This is a genomic window from Chelativorans intermedius, assembly GCF_025398255.1.
Classification (GTDB): Bacteria; Pseudomonadota; Alphaproteobacteria; order Rhizobiales; family Rhizobiaceae; genus Chelativorans; species Chelativorans intermedius.
The window spans coordinates 427,118-442,795 of record NZ_JAODNW010000001.1 but is presented as its reverse complement, the minus strand read 5'-3'; the positions used below and the strand labels follow the sequence as shown (position 1 = coordinate 442,795).

Annotated in this window: 13 protein-coding genes and 2 riboswitches; of the genes, 12 read left to right on the top strand and 1 reads right to left on the bottom strand. The window is 66.0% G+C overall.

Going from position 1 to position 15,678, the window contains the following annotated elements:
* The first annotated feature begins 53 nt into the window (after nucleotides 1-53).
* The 7 genes from carB (at nucleotide 54) to NYR58_RS02145 (ending at nucleotide 9,056) form a co-directional block, all read left to right on the top strand.
* On the top strand, nucleotides 54-3,551 hold the full coding sequence (gene carB / locus NYR58_RS02175) for a carbamoyl-phosphate synthase large subunit (RefSeq protein ID WP_261518774.1): 3,498 nt from the start codon (nucleotides 54-56) through the stop codon (nucleotides 3,549-3,551).
* A gap of 106 nt (nucleotides 3,552-3,657) precedes the next feature.
* A riboswitch (TPP riboswitch) is annotated at nucleotides 3,658-3,775 on the top strand.
* A gap of 109 nt (nucleotides 3,776-3,884) precedes the next feature.
* Nucleotides 3,885-5,729, top strand: coding sequence for a phosphomethylpyrimidine synthase ThiC (gene thiC, locus NYR58_RS02170; RefSeq protein ID WP_261518772.1), 1,845 nt, complete (start codon nucleotides 3,885-3,887; stop codon nucleotides 5,727-5,729).
* On the top strand, nucleotides 5,726-6,718 hold the full coding sequence (gene thiO / locus NYR58_RS02165) for a glycine oxidase ThiO (RefSeq protein WP_261518771.1): 993 nt from the start codon (nucleotides 5,726-5,728) through the stop codon (nucleotides 6,716-6,718). The genes thiC and thiO overlap by 4 nt, the downstream gene beginning before the upstream one ends.
* Nucleotides 6,702-6,899: a sulfur carrier protein ThiS gene (gene thiS / locus NYR58_RS02160; protein ID WP_261518770.1), complete on the top strand. Its 198-nt coding sequence runs from the start codon at nucleotides 6,702-6,704 to the stop codon at nucleotides 6,897-6,899. The genes thiO and thiS overlap by 17 nt, the downstream gene beginning before the upstream one ends.
* Before the next feature lie 5 nt (nucleotides 6,900-6,904).
* Nucleotides 6,905-7,678, top strand: a complete 774-nt coding sequence (locus tag NYR58_RS02155; protein ID WP_261518768.1) for a thiazole synthase — start codon at nucleotides 6,905-6,907, stop codon at nucleotides 7,676-7,678.
* Complete coding sequence (locus NYR58_RS02150; protein ID WP_261518766.1) at nucleotides 7,675-8,280, top strand: thiamine phosphate synthase; 606 nt, start codon at nucleotides 7,675-7,677, stop codon at nucleotides 8,278-8,280. The genes NYR58_RS02155 and NYR58_RS02150 overlap by 4 nt, the downstream gene beginning before the upstream one ends.
* A complete protein-coding gene (locus tag NYR58_RS02145; RefSeq protein WP_261518846.1) occupies nucleotides 8,271-9,056 on the top strand; it encodes a hydroxymethylpyrimidine/phosphomethylpyrimidine kinase in 786 nt (261 codons plus the stop codon). The genes NYR58_RS02150 and NYR58_RS02145 overlap by 10 nt, the downstream gene beginning before the upstream one ends.
* Here NYR58_RS02145 and NYR58_RS02140 read toward each other — a convergent pair.
* Nucleotides 9,040-11,055, bottom strand: a complete 2,016-nt coding sequence (locus NYR58_RS02140) for an acetyl-CoA carboxylase biotin carboxylase subunit (RefSeq protein WP_261518765.1) — start codon at nucleotides 11,053-11,055, stop codon at nucleotides 9,040-9,042. The two genes, NYR58_RS02145 and NYR58_RS02140, sit on opposite strands and share 17 nt — an antisense overlap.
* 162 nt (nucleotides 11,056-11,217) lie before the next feature.
* Here NYR58_RS02140 and NYR58_RS02135 point away from each other — a divergent pair, with 162 nt between their 5' ends.
* From NYR58_RS02135 to gcvH, 5 genes are all read left to right on the top strand, one after another.
* Nucleotides 11,218-12,345 (top strand): S-(hydroxymethyl)glutathione dehydrogenase/class III alcohol dehydrogenase, encoded by a 1,128-nt coding sequence (locus NYR58_RS02135; RefSeq protein WP_261518764.1) that lies wholly within the window; start codon nucleotides 11,218-11,220, stop codon nucleotides 12,343-12,345.
* Nucleotides 12,346-12,427: 82 nt separating this feature from the next.
* Nucleotides 12,428-13,270 carry an S-formylglutathione hydrolase gene (gene fghA, locus NYR58_RS02130; protein ID WP_378074584.1) on the top strand — a complete coding sequence of 281 codons (843 nt, stop codon included), beginning with the start codon at nucleotides 12,428-12,430 and terminating at the stop codon, nucleotides 13,268-13,270.
* A 193-nt stretch (nucleotides 13,271-13,463) separates the two neighbouring features.
* On the top strand, nucleotides 13,464-13,847 hold the full coding sequence (locus NYR58_RS02125; RefSeq protein WP_261518762.1) for a helix-turn-helix domain-containing protein: 384 nt from the start codon (nucleotides 13,464-13,466) through the stop codon (nucleotides 13,845-13,847).
* Nucleotides 13,848-13,948: 101 nt separating this feature from the next.
* Nucleotides 13,949-14,035, top strand: a riboswitch (glycine riboswitch).
* Nucleotides 14,036-14,188: 153 nt separating this feature from the next.
* The gene (gcvT, locus tag NYR58_RS02120) at nucleotides 14,189-15,292 is read left to right on the top strand and encodes a glycine cleavage system aminomethyltransferase GcvT (RefSeq protein WP_261518760.1); all 1,104 of its coding nucleotides are present in this window, start codon (nucleotides 14,189-14,191) and stop codon (nucleotides 15,290-15,292) included.
* A 6-nt stretch (nucleotides 15,293-15,298) separates the two neighbouring features.
* Nucleotides 15,299-15,667 carry a glycine cleavage system protein GcvH gene (gene gcvH / locus NYR58_RS02115; RefSeq protein ID WP_261518758.1) on the top strand — a complete coding sequence of 123 codons (369 nt, stop codon included), beginning with the start codon at nucleotides 15,299-15,301 and terminating at the stop codon, nucleotides 15,665-15,667.
* The last annotated feature ends 11 nt before the right edge of the window (nucleotides 15,668-15,678 follow it).

Here is a 15,678-nt window from a genome sequence, read left to right as displayed (position 1 = left end):
GCCGGACGGGACACCCGCCCGGCATTTTGCGCGAGCGACGGACCAGAAGACGAATGCCCAAGCGCACCGACATCCAGTCGATCCTGATCATCGGGGCCGGCCCCATCATCATCGGCCAGGCCTGCGAGTTCGACTACTCCGGCACCCAGGCGGTCAAGGCACTGAAGGAAGAGGGTTACCGCATCATCCTCGTCAACTCCAACCCAGCCACCATCATGACCGACCCGGAGCTGGCTGATGCCACCTATATAGAGCCGATCACGCCGGAGGTGGTGGCGAAGATCATTGCCAAGGAACGCCCGGATGCGCTGCTGCCCACCATGGGTGGCCAGACGGCGCTCAACACCGCCCTCAGCCTGCGCCGCATGGGCATTCTGGAGCGCTACGGGGTGGAGATGATCGGCGCCAATGCCGAGGCCATCGACATGGCGGAGGATCGCGCCCTGTTTCGCGAGGCGATGGCGAGGATCGGGCTTGAGACGCCGAGGTCCATGCTCGCCAACGCTACGGAGGTGAAAGAGGAAGACCGCCGCCGGCACGAGGCCGAGCGCGCCGCGCTGCGCGAGAAATATTCCGGCCCGGCGCTCGATGCCGCGCTCGACGAACTGGAGACCGAGTGGCAGCTCGGCGAAGCGGATCGCAAGCAGCGCTACATGACCCATGCCATGGCCGTGGCTGCCCAGGCGCTGGATGTGGTGGGCCTGCCGGCCATCATCCGCCCCTCCTTCACGCTGGGCGGCACGGGCGGCGGCATCGCCTACAACCGCTCGGAATATTTCGAGATCATTGAACGCGGCCTTGACGCCTCCCCCACCACCGAAGTGCTCATCGAGGAATCGGTGCTCGGCTGGAAAGAGTTCGAGATGGAAGTGGTGCGCGACAGGGCGGACAACTGCATCATCGTCTGCTCCATCGAGAACCTTGACCCGATGGGTGTGCATACCGGCGACTCCATTACCGTCGCCCCCGCGCTGACGCTGACGGACAAGGAATATCAGCGCATGCGCAACGCCTCGATCGCCGTCCTGCGCGAGATCGGGGTGGAGACGGGTGGTTCCAACGTCCAGTTTGCCATCAATCCCGAAAACGGCCGCATGGTCGTCATCGAGATGAATCCGCGCGTCTCCCGCTCCTCGGCGCTCGCTTCCAAGGCGACGGGCTTTCCCATCGCCAAGGTGGCGGCCAAGCTGGCGGTGGGCTACACGCTCGACGAGCTCGAAAACGACATTACCGGCGGTGCGACGCCCGCCTCCTTCGAGCCTTCCATCGACTATGTCGTCACCAAGATTCCGCGTTTTGCGTTCGAGAAGTTTCCGGGCGCCGAGCCGGTGCTGACGACCGCAATGAAGTCGGTCGGGGAGGTCATGGCCATCGGCCGTACCTTCGCCGAAAGCTTGCAAAAGGCGCTGCGCGGCCTGGAAACGGGACTGACCGGCCTCGACGAAATCGACATTCCGGGCTACGTGATCGGCGGCGACCCCTCCGAGAACAAGAATGCCATCCGCGCTGCCCTCGGCACTCCCACGCCAGACCGGCTGCGCATGGTGGCGCAGGCCATCCGCATGGGCACCTCGCTGGCCGAGGTTCATTCCATGTGCCAGATCGACCCATGGTTCCTGGAGCAGATCGCCGCCATCGTCGCTTGCGAGGAGCGCGTGCGGGCGCACGGGCTGCCCCGGGACGCAGCCAATCTGCGGCACCTGAAATCCATGGGATTCTCCGACTCGCGGCTTGCCTCGCTGGCGCGGATGGAGACGGAGGAGGTGCGCCGGCTGCGCCATTCCCTGGGCGTTCATCCGGTCTACAAGCGTATCGACACCTGCGCAGCCGAGTTCGCCGCTCCGACGGCCTATATGTACTCCACCTACGAGCCTCCCTTCGCCGGTGTTCCGGCCGACGAGGCCCGTGTTTCCGACCGCAGGAAGGTGGTGATACTCGGCGGCGGTCCCAATCGCATCGGCCAGGGCATCGAGTTCGACTATTGCTGCTGCCATGCGGCTTTCGCACTGGCCGATGCCGGCTTCGAATCCATCATGGTCAACTGCAATCCCGAGACGGTTTCCACCGACTACGATACATCCGACCGTCTGTACTTCGAGCCGCTGACCCCTGAGGACGTGCTGGAAATCCTGCGCGTCGAGCAACAGCGTGGCGAGCTGGTCGGTGTGATCGTCCAGTTCGGCGGACAGACGCCGCTGAAGCTTGCCGACGCTCTGGAGAAGGCCGGCATCCCCATTCTCGGCACGGCGCCGGACATGATCGACCTGGCCGAGGATCGCGACCGCTTCCAGAAGCTCTTGACCAGGCTCGGCCTCAAGCAGCCGAAGAACGGCATCGCCTTCTCCGTCGAGCAGGCCCGCGTCGTGGCCTCGGAGCTCGGCTTTCCGCTGGTCGTGCGCCCCTCCTACGTGCTCGGCGGGCGTGCCATGCAGATCATCCCCGACGAAAGCCGTCTGCAATCCTATCTGCTCGACACCGTGCCGGGGCTGGTGCCGGAGGAGATCCGCCAGAAGTATCCCGCCGACAAGACCGGCCAGATCAACACGTTGCTGTCGAAGAACCCGCTCCTCTTCGACACCTATCTCGCCGAGGCCATCGAGGTGGATGTAGACTGCCTGTCGGATGGCGAAAACGTCTTCGTCGCCGGCATCATGGAGCATATCGAGGAAGCCGGCATCCACTCCGGCGACAGCGCCTGTTCGCTGCCCGTGCACACGCTCCAGCCCACCATCGTCGAAGAGCTGGAGCGGCAGACGGCGGCGCTTGCCCGCGCGCTTCGCGTCGGCGGGCTGATGAACGTGCAATACGCCGTCAAGGATGGCGAGGTCTACGTGCTGGAGGTCAACCCGCGCGCCTCACGCACCGTGCCCTTCGTCGCCAAGACCATCGGCCGGCCAATTGCCAAGATCGCTGCACGGGTCATGGCGGGCGAACCTCTCTCCGGCGCCTTCGCCCATTACGGCGAAATGCCTGCGCTTTCCGGTCTCGGTCACATCGCGGTCAAGGAGGCCGTCTTCCCCTTCGCCCGCTTCCCCGGCGTCGACACCCTGCTCGGCCCCGAGATGAAGTCCACCGGCGAGGTGATGGGACTCGACACCGATTTTGCGCTGGCCTTCGCCAAGGCGCAGCTCGGCGCCGGCGTCGAGCTGCCGCGTTCGGGCACGCTCTTCGCATCCGTGCGCGACGCCGACAAGCCGCGTGTGCTGAGCGCTGTGCGTCGCCTTGCCGATCTCGGCTTCAAGGTGCTGGCCACCGGCGGCACTGCGCGCTACCTGCGCGAAAACGGCGTGGAGGCGGAGAAGATCAACAAGGTGCTGGAAGGCCGCCCGCACATCGAGGACGCCATCCGCAACCGCCAGGTCCAGCTCGTCTTCAACACCACCGACGGACAGAAGGCGGTCTCCGACTCAAAGTCGCTGCGCCGCGCCACGCTGATGCAGAAGGTGCCGTATTATACGACCATGGCGGGGGCTGAGGCCGTTGTGGAGGCGATTGCGGCGCTGAAGGCAGGCAGCCTGGAGGTGAGACCCCTGCAGGACTATTTCCGGTAGCTGCCTTGCGGCCGTCTCGCCGCAGGTCACGGCCGCGGCATCAATGCGGGCGGTGGCGCGGGCAAGGAAACCGTTGACACCGGGCCGCGCAATCGTCCATGCTTGTTTTCATCACCAGGGGGGTCCCGACAAGGGGCTGAGATACCGCTGGCATTTCGCAGCGCGGTGACCCGTTGAACCTGATCCAGTTCATACTGGCGTAGGGATGGTGCAAAGGCCCTGGCGGCACACCGGCAAAAGCGGCATCGCCCGATTCTGATCGCGACAGGGCTTCTCCTCATCCTTCCGGCGAAGAACTGGGTCTCCATTGCATGCCAAGCAAGGAGCCTCGTCATGGATGCCCGGACACCCGATCAACCCACCCTCAATGTCACCACAGGCGCCCTTCCCGCCTCCCGCAAGGTCTACCGCCCCGGCACGCTTCACCCGCAAATCCGCGTGCCGATGCGCGAGATCGAGCTGCACCCGAGCGCAGGCGAGCCGCCGCTCACCGTCTATGATTCCTCCGGTCCCTACACCGACCCGCAGGCCGGAATCGACATTGCCCGCGGCCTGCCCCGCCTGCGCGAGGGCTGGATCGCAGCGCGCGGCGACGTGGAGGCGTATGACGGGCGGATCGTGCGGCCCGAGGACAACGGCTTTGCCGCCGGCGAACGCCTGACGCCCGAATTTCCGATACGTCACAGGCCGTTGCGCGCCAAGGCGGGCCGCGCCGTCACGCAGATGGCCTATGCGCGCGCCGGCATTGTCACCCCGGAGATGGAGTTCATCGCCATTCGCGAGAATCTCGCCCGCGAGAAGCTGAAGGAGAGGGTGAAGCGCGACGGCGAAGGGTTCGGCGCTGCCGTCCCCGACTTCGTGACGCCCGAGTTCGTGCGTGACGAGGTGGCACGCGGCCGCGCCATCATTCCCGCCAACATCAACCATCCAGAGACCGAGCCGATGATCATCGGCCGCAACTTCCTTACCAAGATCAACGCCAATATCGGCAATTCCGCCGTTACCTCCTCCATGGCCGAAGAGGTGGAAAAGATGGTGTGGGCCATCCGCTGGGGGGCCGATACGGTGATGGATCTGTCCACCGGGCGCAACATCCACAACATCCGCGAATGGATCATCCGCAACGCGCCCGTGCCCATCGGCACCGTACCCATCTATCAGGCGCTGGAGAAGGTGGGGGGCGTGCCGGAGGAGCTGACCTGGGAAATCTTCCGCGACACGCTCATCGAGCAGGCCGAGCAGGGCGTGGACTATTTCACGATCCATGCCGGCGTGCGGCTGGCCTATATCCCGCTCACCGTGGACCGGGTCACAGGCATCGTCAGCCGCGGCGGCTCCATCATGGCCAAGTGGTGCCTCGCGCATCACAAGGAAAGCTTCCTCTACGAACACTTCGATGAAATCTGCGACATCGCGAGGGCCTATGACGTTTCCTTCTCGCTGGGCGACGGGCTGCGGCCAGGTTCCATCGCCGATGCCAACGATGCGGCGCAGTTTGCCGAGCTGGAGACACTCGGGGAGCTCACGAAGATCGCCTGGGAAAAGGACTGCCAGGTGATGATCGAAGGCCCCGGCCACATCCCCATGCACAAGATCAGGGAGAATGTGGAAAAGCAGCTCGAAATCTGCGGCGAGGCGCCCTTCTACACCTTGGGGCCGCTCACCACCGACATCGCGCCGGGATACGACCACATCACCTCCGCCATCGGCGCGGCCATGATCGGCTGGTTCGGCACGGCGATGCTGTGCTACGTGACGCCGAAGGAGCATCTGGGGCTGCCGGACCGCGACGATGTGAAGACCGGCGTTATCACCTACAAGATCGCCGCCCATGCCGCCGACCTGGCCAAGGGGCATCCGGCAGCCAGGCTGCGCGACGATGCGCTGTCGCGGGCGCGCTTCGAATTTCGATGGGAAGACCAGTTCAACCTGTCGCTCGACCCCGACACGGCCCGCGCCTTTCACGACGAGACGCTGCCCAAGGAGGCGCACAAGCTCGCCCACTTCTGCTCCATGTGCGGGCCGAAGTTCTGCTCCATGCGCATCTCCCACGAAATCCGCGAGGACGCGCGGGAGGGCATGGAGCGGATGGCGGAAAGATTCCGCGCCGGCGGCGACCTCTATATGTCGCGGGAGCAGGCGGCGGCAATGGCTGGCGAGGGTGGAAACCGGCCATGAAGGTGCTGATACGCGGCGCGGGCGTCGCCGGCCTCACCCTTGCCCACGCGCTCGCCAGGCGTGGCCTGCAGGTGGAGGTGGCCGAAACCCGCGCGGACCTTGCCGGCGGCGCCTCCTGGATGGCCGGCGGCATGCTGGCGCCGTGGTGCGAATGCGAAAGCGCCGACGAGGCGGTGCTGGCGCTCGGCCGCGATGCCGCGGCCTGGTGGGAGCGCGCCCTGCCCGGCCACGTGGTGCGGCGCGGCACGCTTGTCGTGGCTCCGCCGCGCGACCGGGCGGAGCTTCACCGTTTCGCCGCGCGCACCAGCGGCCATCAGCCGCTCGACGGCACTGCGATTGCCGCCCTCGAACCGGACCTTGCCGGCCGCTTTCGCGAGGGCCTGTTCTTTCCCGGCGAGGCGCATCTCGATCCGCGCCGTGCCCTTCGCGCCCTCCATGAAAGGCTTGCCGCCGCCGGGGTGCGGTTCCACTTCGGCGGGGAACCCGCCCTCCCGGTGACTGCGGACTGGCAGGCCGACTGCATGGGCATGGCGGCCGGCGAGCCGGGTCTTCGCGGCGTGCGCGGCGAGATGCTCATCCTGCGGGCGTCCGACGTCACGCTGTCGCGCCCGGTACGGCTCATCCATCCACGCTTTCCCGTCTATGTGGTGCCGCGTGCGGATCACCACTTCATGGTTGGTGCCACCATGATCGAGAGCGACGCGCAGGGTCCGATGACCGCGCGCTCGGCAGTGGAACTGCTGAACGCCGCCTATGCACTGCATCCGGCGTTTGCGGAGGCGGAGATCGTGGAAACGGGCGTCGGGGTGCGTCCGGCCTTCGCCGACAATCTGCCGCGCGTGCGCCGGCAGGGGCGCCGCCTCACCGTCAACGGCCTCTATCGCCACGGCTTCCTCCTGGCACCCGCGATGGCCGAGCGGGCGGCAAGTCTCATCGCGGCGGGCGACGGGAGCGAAGAAGGAGAACTTGCCCATGCTGCTCATGGTTAACGGTGAAGTCCGGCAGGTGCGCGCGGCCACGCTGGCCGAACTGCTCCGCGAGCTGGAATATGAGGGCGAATGGCTTGCCACCGCGCGCAATGGCGAGATCGTGCACCGCGAGGCGCGCGCTGAGTGCCGACTTGCCGACGGCGACCGCATCGAAATTCTCTCACCCATGCAGGGAGGTTGACCCCCATGCTCACCCTCTATGGCAACGAATATCCCTCCCGGCTGCTCCTCGGCACCGCGCAATACCCCTCCCCGGCCATTCTCTCGCAGGCGGTAAAGGCATCGGGGGCGAGCCTCATCACCGTGTCGCTGCGCCGCGAGTCGGCGGGCGGCAAGGCGGGCGGGGCATTCTGGGAGCTGATCCGCGGGCTTGACGTCGAGGTCTTGGCCAATACGGCAGGGTGCCACTCTGTCAAGGAGGCTGTGACCACGGCCCGGATGGCGCGCGAGGTCTTCGCCACGAACCGCATCAAGCTGGAGGTGATCGGCAACGCGGATACGTTGCAGCCCGACGTTTTCGCGCTTGTCGAGGCAGCGCGCATCCTGACCGCCGAAGGCTTCGAGGTCTTTCCCTACACCACGGAGGATCTGGTGGTCGCCGAGCGCCTCGTGGAGGCGGGATGTCAGGTCCTGATGCCATGGTGCGCGCCGATCGGTTCTGCCAAGGGCCCGCTCAACCTGGATGCATTGCGTTCGCTGCGTGGCCATTTTCCGCAGGTGCCGCTTGTGGTCGATGCGGGGCTCGGCCGCCCCTCCCATGCTGCACAGGTGATGGAACTGGGCTTCGATGCGGTGCTGCTCAACACCGCCGTCGCCAAGGCGGGCGATCCCGTCGCCATGGCCGGCGCCTTCGCCAAGGCCGTGGAGGCCGGGCACATCGCATTTCAGGCCGGTCTTCTGGAACCGCGCGACATGGCCGTGCCCTCCACGCCTGTGCTCGGCAAGGCCACCTTTCAATGAAGCTCGATCCCTTCTACCTCATCGTGGACAGCACGGCGTGGCTGGAACGCCTGCTTCCCTTCGGGGTCAGGCTCGTGCAGCTCCGCATCAAGGAGATGGAGGCCGCTGCGCTGCGCGCCGAGATCCGCCGCGCGCGGATGCTGTGCGCGCGCCATCGCTGCCAGCTTGTCATCAACGACCATTGGCAGATCGCCATCGAGGAGGGTTGCGATTTCGTCCATCTCGGCCAGGAGGATCTGGCCGCTGCCGACCTTGCCGCCATCCGCCGCGCCGGCCTGAGACTGGGGCTCAGCACCCACGACCATGCGGAGCTTGAGACGGCGCTTGCGGCGCAGCCCGACTATGTGGCGCTCGGCCCCATCTACCCCACCATCCTGAAGAAGATGAGATGGGCACCGCAGGGCCTGGCGCGCATCAGGGAGTGGAAGGCGTTGGTCGCCCCCCTGCCCCTCGTGGCCATTGGCGGGCTCACGCCCGAGCGCCTGGCCGGCGTGTTCGCGCACGGTGCCGACAGCGCGGCGGTCGTCACCGACATCACACGCAGCGCCGATCCCGAAGCGCGCACGCGCGAATGGGTTGCAGCCACGGAGACATTGCGGTGAAGGACCCGCCCCGCGTGCTTGTCGTCGCCGGTTCCGATTCCTCGGGCGGCGCCGGCCTTGCCCGCGACATCGAGGCGGTTGCGGCCTGCGGGCTCGGCACATGCCTTGCCGTCACCGCCGTGACGGTACAGACTCATCACCGTGTCGAGCGCGTGAAGCCGATGCCGCCTGCCCTGGTCGCCGCGCAGATGCGCGCCGCCTTCGCTGCCAACACCGTTGCCGCCGTAAAGATCGGCATGCTCGCAGGCAGCGCCAATGTCGTGGCGGTCGCCACCGTTCTGGATGCGCACGGGCAGGTGCCGGTCGTGCTCGACCCGGTTCTGGCCTCCTCCTCCGGCGCTACGCTGCTGCCGCAGGCAGCCATCGCGACCCTGCGACGGAAGCTGTTGCCCCTTGTCGATGTCGTTACGCCCAATCTCCCGGAACTAGCGCTTCTCACCGCATCCGCCTTGGCGCAAAGCGAGGCCGAAATGGAAAGGCAGGGCAATTGCCTGCTGAGCGCCGGCTGTGGCGCCGTTCTGGTGAAGGGTGGCCATGCCACGGGCACGGATGCGACGGACATTCTCCTGCGCCCCGGCCACCCACCCTTGCGCCTCCGCATGCCGCGGCTGGCCGCCACGATGCGCGGCACGGGCTGCATGCTCGCAAGCACTGTCGCTGCGCTTCTGGCGCGTGGCGAGAGTCTCGAATCCAGCGTACGCAGCGCCAAGCAGGCCGTCTTCGCCCGGCTGGCGCCGGTTGCAGGGGACTGCCCCTCCCTCACGCAAACTCCATGATGACGGCATCGACGGCCAGGCTGTCGCCGGGTGCTGCCTTGATGGAGGCAACCGTGCAATCGCGCTCGGCGCGCAGCACGTTCTCCATCTTCATCGCTTCCACCACGGCAAGGATTTCCCCCGCCTTCACCTCCTGGCCCTCGCTGACCGCGATGGAGACCACCAGCCCGGGCATCGGACAAAGCAGCATCCGGGACGTATCGGGCGGCCGGCGCACGGGCATCAGGCGGTCGAGCTCGGCGATACGGGGCGTGAGAACCCGCGCCGTTGCCGAGATACCCTGCCAGAAAAGCGCCACGCCGTTGAGCACCGGGCGCACCTGAGCGGCAACCTCGCGCTCCCCGACCCGGCCGCGCCAGATGGGCTCTCCCGGGCGCCAGGAGGATGAAACCGTAAGCGGCGTATCCTCTCCCACCGTGAGTTGCAGCGCGATGGCGGGCGAAAGCTGCGCCTCGGCAATCGTGACGGGAACATAATCCTCGTTCCCCAGCCGCACCGTCCACTCGCGCCGGATCCGACCGGAGTGAGGAGCAAGACGCCCGGGCAGACGGTCCAGACGGTCGCGGCGCATGAGCTCGATGGAAAGCGCCACGGCGCATATCACGGCACGCTCTGCGCCGGAAGCCACGGGCGGGGCGAAGCCCTGCGGATATTCTTCGGCGATGAAGCTCGTGGAAAGCCGGCCCTCGCGCCAGCGCGGATGGCGCATCAGGGCGGCCAGGAACGGAATGTTGTGCTCGATCCCGTCAATCATGAAACGGTCGAGCGCCTGCCCCATGGCGTCGATCGCCGTCAGCCGGTCAGGGGCCCATGTCACCAGCTTGGCGATCATCGGATCGTAGAACATGGAAATCTCCGACCCTTCGGCCACGCCCGTGTCGTTGCGCACGACAATGTCGCCCTGCCTTCCCTCCGGAGGCGGGCGATAGCGCGTGAGGCGGCCCATCGAGGGCAGGAAATTGCGCATCGGGTCCTCGGCATAGATGCGGCTTTCCACGGCCCAGCCGGTGAGGCGCACGTCCTCCTGCGCGATACGCAGCGGCTCGCCCGCCGCGATGCGGATCATCTCTTCCACGAGGTCGATGCCGGTGACGAACTCGGTTACCGGGTGCTCGACCTGCAGGCGGGTGTTCATCTCCAGGAAGTAGAAATTGCGGTTGGCATCGACGACGAACTCCACCGTGCCGGCGCTTTGGTATCCGACGGCCTTGGCCAGCGACACCGCCTGGGCGCCCATCGCCGCCCGCGTGTCCTCGTCGAGGAACGATGAGGGGGCCTCTTCCACGATCTTCTGGTTGCGGCGCTGGATGGAGCACTCGCGTTCGCCGAGATGGACACAGTTGCCAAGAGAATCCGCAAGGATCTGGATCTCGATGTGGCGCGGTTCCTCGATGAATTTCTCGACGAATATGCGCTCGTCCCCGAAGGAGCTGGCAGCCTCCGAGCGCGCCCGCGCGAAACCCTCGCGGGTCTCCTGTTCGTTCCATGCGATCCGCATGCCCTTGCCGCCGCCGCCGGCCGATGCCTTGATCATTACCGGATAGCCGATCTCGGCAGCGACGCGGACTGCATGATCGGCATCCTCGATCAGCCCCATGAAGCCCGGAATGGTCGACACCCCCGCCTCCGCGGCGATCTTCTTGGAGGCGATCTTGTCGCCCATGGCGCGAATGGCCTCGGGCTTCGGGCCGATGAAGACGATCCCCGCCGCCTCCAGCGCCTCGCAGAACGCCGCGTTCTCCGAAAGGAAGCCATAGCCGGGATGGAGGGCTTCAGCCCCGGTCTTTCGGCATGCGGCAAGGATGGCCTGCATGTCGAGGTAGCTTTGGCCGGCCGGCGCCGGGCCGATGGCCACAGCCTCGTCGGCCATGTCCACATGCACCGCATCGGCGTCCGCCTCCGAATAGACGGCCACTGTGGCGATCCCCAGCCTTTTCGCCGTCCGCATCACGCGGCAGGCGATCTCCCCCCTGTTGGCGACCAGTATCTTCCTGAACATGTGAGCGTTTCCCCGCGGTGATCGTTTTCTTCTATGAGCTTGCACGTCGCCGCTCAAGGGATGCCCGATGCACAAGCTGTGGGCGCGGGGCCCGCGGGCTTGCGTGGCCATCCGTTTCCGAACATCCTCGCGGCAAAGTCGGTTGCCAAAAGGAGCATTGCCATGAAGACCCGTGCCGCCGTCGCCACCGCAGCCGGAAAACCCCTGGAGATCATGGAGGTGGACCTCGAAGGGCCACGCGAAGGCGAGGTCCTCGTGGAGGTGAAGGCCACGGGCATCTGCCACACAGACGATTTCACCCTGTCGGGCGCCGACCCGGAGGGCCTGTTCCCGGCCATCCTCGGCCATGAGGGCGCGGGTGTGGTGGTCGATGTCGGGCCCGGGGTCAAGAGCGTGAAGAAGGGAGATCACGTCATCCCGCTCTACACGCCGGAGTGCCGCGAGTGCCCGTCCTGCCTGTCGCGCAAGACCAATCTCTGCACCGCCATCCGCGCCACCCAGGGCCAGGGCGTCATGCCCGACGGCACCTCCCGCTTCTCGCTGAACGGGGAGAAGCTGCACCACTATATGGGCTGCTCCACCTTCTCCAACTTCACGGTCCTGCCGGAAATCGCCGTTGCAAAGGTCAACCCCGACGCGCCCTTCGACAAGATCTGCTACATCGGCTGCGGGGTAACGACAGGCATCGGCGCCGTCATCAACACGGCCAGGGTGGAGCCCGGCGCCACGGCCATCGTCTTCGGCCTGGGCGGCATCGGTCTCAATGTCATCCAGGGCTTGCGGCTCGCAGGCGCGGACATGATCATCGGCGTCGACATCAACAACGGCAAGAAGGAGTGGGGCGAGAAGTTCGGAATGACGCACTTCGTCAATCCGAAGGAGGTTGAGGGCGATCTGGTGCCCTATCTCATCGACCTCACCAAGCGTGGGGCGGATACGATCGGCGGCGCCGACTACACCTTCGACTGCACGGGCAATGTCACGGTCATGCGCCAGGCGCTGGAGTCGGCGCATCGTGGCTGGGGCGAGTCCATCATCATCGGCGTAGCCGGCGCCGGACAGGAGATCTCGACCCGCCCCTTCCAGCTCGTCACCGGCCGCGTGTGGAAAGGCACCGCCTTCGGCGGCGCGCGCGGGCGCACGGACGTGCCGAAGATCGTGGACTGGTACATGGATGGCAAGATCGAGATCGACCCGATGATCACCCACACGCTCACGCTGGAGGAGATCAACCGGGGATTCGAGCTGATGCACCAGGGCGAGTCGATCCGCTCCGTCGTGGTCTATTGATCGGAGCGGTTCTTTGCGCGGGCCGGTCGTCCCGGCCCTGGCAACTGGTCATCCACGTGAACTCTTGCGGTGAGCCATGTCCCTGAAAACCGTTTCCGAAGCGAAATCCCATGGCGGCGTCCAGGGTGTCTATGCGCATGTGTCGAGCGCCTGCCATTGCGATATGACCTTTGCGGTCTTCGTGCCGCCGCAGGCGGCGCACCGCCCCTGCCCTGTCGTTTGGTATCTCTCGGGCCTGACCTGCACCCATGCCAATGTGATGGAGAAAGGCGAGTACCGCCGCAAGGCGGCCGAGCTCGGTCTTGTCGTCGTGTGCCCGGATACGAGCCCCAGGGGCGAGAGCATACCGGATGAGAAGGACAACTGGCAGTTCGGTTCCGGCGCCGGTTTCTACGTCGATGCCACCCAGCCGCCCTTTTCGACGCACTACCGCATGTATTCCTACATCATCAAGGAGCTGCCGGAGCTGGTCGGCAAGACATTTCCCGTGGACCTGAAGCGGCAGGGCATTTTCGGCCACTCCATGGGCGGGCATGGGGCGCTCACCATCGCGCTGAAGAATCCCGGACGTTTCAGGAGCTGCTCCGCCTTCGCGCCCATCGTCGCGCCCTCGTCCGCCGGCTGGTCGAAGCCCGCCTTCGAGAAGTATCTGGGAGACGACCAGGCCGCCTGGCGGGCCTACGACGCCTGTGCCCTGGTGGAGGACGGGCATCGCTTCCACGACTTCCTGGTCGACCAGGGCACCGCCGACGGATTTCTGGAAGAGGGGCTCAGACCCTGGCTTTTCAGGGAAGCGTGCGAGAAGGCCGGCATCGCGCTCACGCTCAACATGCGCGAGGGCTACGACCACTCCTATTTCTTCATCTCGACCTTCATGGAAGAGCATCTCGCCTGGCATGCCGAGCGGCTGAACGCCGGGCACTGAGCACAAAGAACGGAAAGAAGAGCGTTTCGACTTCGCTCGTAATCTGCGATCGAAATGGAAAGTCCTTTTTCCGCGACCGCAAGAATTTCCCTCACCCGGTTGTTATCCTGCGCCGGCTCCGCCATGATTTATAGACATCGCTTGCCAGAACATGACTGCGGCAAGGCTCAACCATACAAGGAGGAATGTCCCGGTGTCCGACACCGAAACCATTTATTCGGAAGCCCCTGATCACGATACGATGGGCGGCCGCCTGTCGCGCGCCCGTGACGCGGCGGGCCTGACCGTGGCCGAGCTTGCCCGGCGCCTCGGCGTGAAGGCATCGACCATCCAGGCATGGGAAAGCGACCGCTCGCAGCCGCGCGCCAACCGGCTGGCGATGCTTGCCGGGGTGTTGAACGTCAGCCTGTCGTGGCTGCTCCATGGCGTCGGCGCCTCGCCCAGCGACGAGAGCCGCACCGAGCTGGTTCAGGCGGTTTCGGCAAATCTCAAACGGCTGCGTCGGCTGCACAGCGAATCGGCGCGCATCATTGCGCAGATCGAGGAGGATCTCGCGCGCGCATCGGCTGCCAAATAGGCCGCAAAGCCCCGCCCCTCGGCACAAACCGGCGTCCGACCGGCAGGTGACAAGCGGCCGCGCCTGCGCTAGACTCGGTTTCGTCGTGGGCCTGAAGGCCCTGCCTGTCCGTGGGAGAGAGCAGCCACCGCTGCCGCCGAAGGGGAAATAGCCCGAAATCTCTCAGGCAAAAGAACCGCGGACGGGTTAGACACTCTGGAAAGTCGGGGCGTCCACGGACGCTTCGCGCCGAAGGTGTAAGCGTTGCCGACAGAGTTCCGGCCGCGCGAGTCTCTCAGGCTTCCGACAGAGGGGCACCGACCTGCCGCATCTGCGGCATGACGTGCAGCTTTGGAGGAACGATGGGCGACGAAGACACCTTGAGACATCTCCCGCTCGAAGCGGTGCATGAAGAGGCTGGCGCGCGCTTCGGCGCCTTCGCCGGATGGCGCATGCCGCTCACCTACCCTGCCGGCGTGATGAAGGAGCATCTTCACACGCGCAGCAAGGCCGGCCTCTTCGACATCTCCCACATGCAGCTCTTTGCCGTGGAGGGCGCGGAAGCGGCCGCCTTCCTTTCGCGCGCCTGCCCGTTGGAGGCAGGGGAACTGGGCGAGGGCAAATCGAAATATACCGTGCTTCTCAATGAGCAGGCCGGCATCATCGATGACCTGATCGTCACCCGTCTCGCGCCGCAGCGCTTCATGATCGTGGCCAATGCCGGCAATGCGGCAAGGGATGAGGCGCATCTGCGCGCCATTGCGGCGGATTTCGACGTAACCCTTTCGCCGCTCGAACGTGTCTTCCTGGCCCTGCAGGGGCCGGAGGCGGAAAGCGTTCTGGCCGGTCTCGGGCTCGACCTCGGCGCGTTGACCTTCATGACCGCCATGGAGCCGCGGGAAGGATGGTTTGCCGCCCGCTCCGGCTACACGGGCGAAGACGGCTTCGAAATCGCCTTGCCGGTGGCAGAGGCAAGGGATTTTGCCGCACGCATCCTCGCCGATGACCGCGCGGAATGGATCGGCCTTGCCGCGCGCGACAGCCTGCGCCTGGAAGCCGGCCTGTGCCTGCACGGACAGGATATCGACGAGAAGACCGACCCGGCAAGCGCGGCCATTCTGTGGGCCGTTCCGAAGCACCTGCGCGAGAAGGGCGAATTTCTGGGTGCCGAAGCGCTCCGGCGCATTCTCGCCCACGGCACGAAGGAGAAGCGCGTCGGCCTGAAGCCGGAAGGCCGGCAGCCCGTGCGGGCAGGCGCTGTCCTGACCGACGAAAACGGCGCCCCGGCGGGCCGCGTCACCTCCGGCGGCTTCGGCCCCTCCGTCGGCCACCCCGTCGCCATGGGCTATGTCATGAAGAGCCATGCAGAGCCCGGAACCCGGCTTTTCGCCGAGGTGCGCGGCAACCGCGTGCCGCTTCACATCCATCCCCTGCCCTTCACACCGCATCGCTATCGCAAAGGATAATCAGGCATGAGCAAGACCTATTTCACCGAGGATCACGAGTGGATTCGCGTCGAGGGTGGTATCGCCACCGTCGGCATCACCGAATACGCCCAGGAGCAGCTCGGGGACCTTGTCTTCGTCGAGCTTCCCGAAAAGGGCCGCGCGCTCGCCAAGGGGGAGACGGCAGTGGTCGTGGAATCGGTGAAGGCCGCATCCGACGTCTATGCCCCCGCCGATGGCGAGATCAGCGAGGTCAACGAGGCGCTGTCCAGCGACCCCTCCCTCGTCAACACCGCGCCCATGGGCGATGGCTGGCTGTGGAAAATGAGGCTTGCCGACGAAGGCCAGCTTGAGGGCCTCATGGACGAGGAAGCCTACAAGAAGAGCATCGCCTAGGAAGACGCCCC

Coding starts and splice junctions, on each gene's coding strand:
- carB (WP_261518774.1), top strand. CDS start 54: ATGCCCAAGCGCACCGACATCCAGTCGATCCTGATCATCGGGGCCGGC.
- thiC (WP_261518772.1), top strand. CDS start 3,885: ATGGATGCCCGGACACCCGATCAACCCACCCTCAATGTCACCACAGGC.
- thiO (WP_261518771.1), top strand. CDS start 5,726: ATGAAGGTGCTGATACGCGGCGCGGGCGTCGCCGGCCTCACCCTTGCC.
- thiS (WP_261518770.1), top strand. CDS start 6,702: ATGCTGCTCATGGTTAACGGTGAAGTCCGGCAGGTGCGCGCGGCCACG.
- NYR58_RS02155 (WP_261518768.1), top strand. CDS start 6,905: ATGCTCACCCTCTATGGCAACGAATATCCCTCCCGGCTGCTCCTCGGC.
- NYR58_RS02150 (WP_261518766.1), top strand. CDS start 7,675: ATGAAGCTCGATCCCTTCTACCTCATCGTGGACAGCACGGCGTGGCTG.
- NYR58_RS02140 (WP_261518765.1), bottom strand. CDS start 11,055: ATGTTCAGGAAGATACTGGTCGCCAACAGGGGGGAGATCGCCTGCCGC.
- NYR58_RS02135 (WP_261518764.1), top strand. CDS start 11,218: ATGAAGACCCGTGCCGCCGTCGCCACCGCAGCCGGAAAACCCCTGGAG.
- gcvT (WP_261518760.1), top strand. CDS start 14,189: ATGGGCGACGAAGACACCTTGAGACATCTCCCGCTCGAAGCGGTGCAT.
- gcvH (WP_261518758.1), top strand. CDS start 15,299: ATGAGCAAGACCTATTTCACCGAGGATCACGAGTGGATTCGCGTCGAG.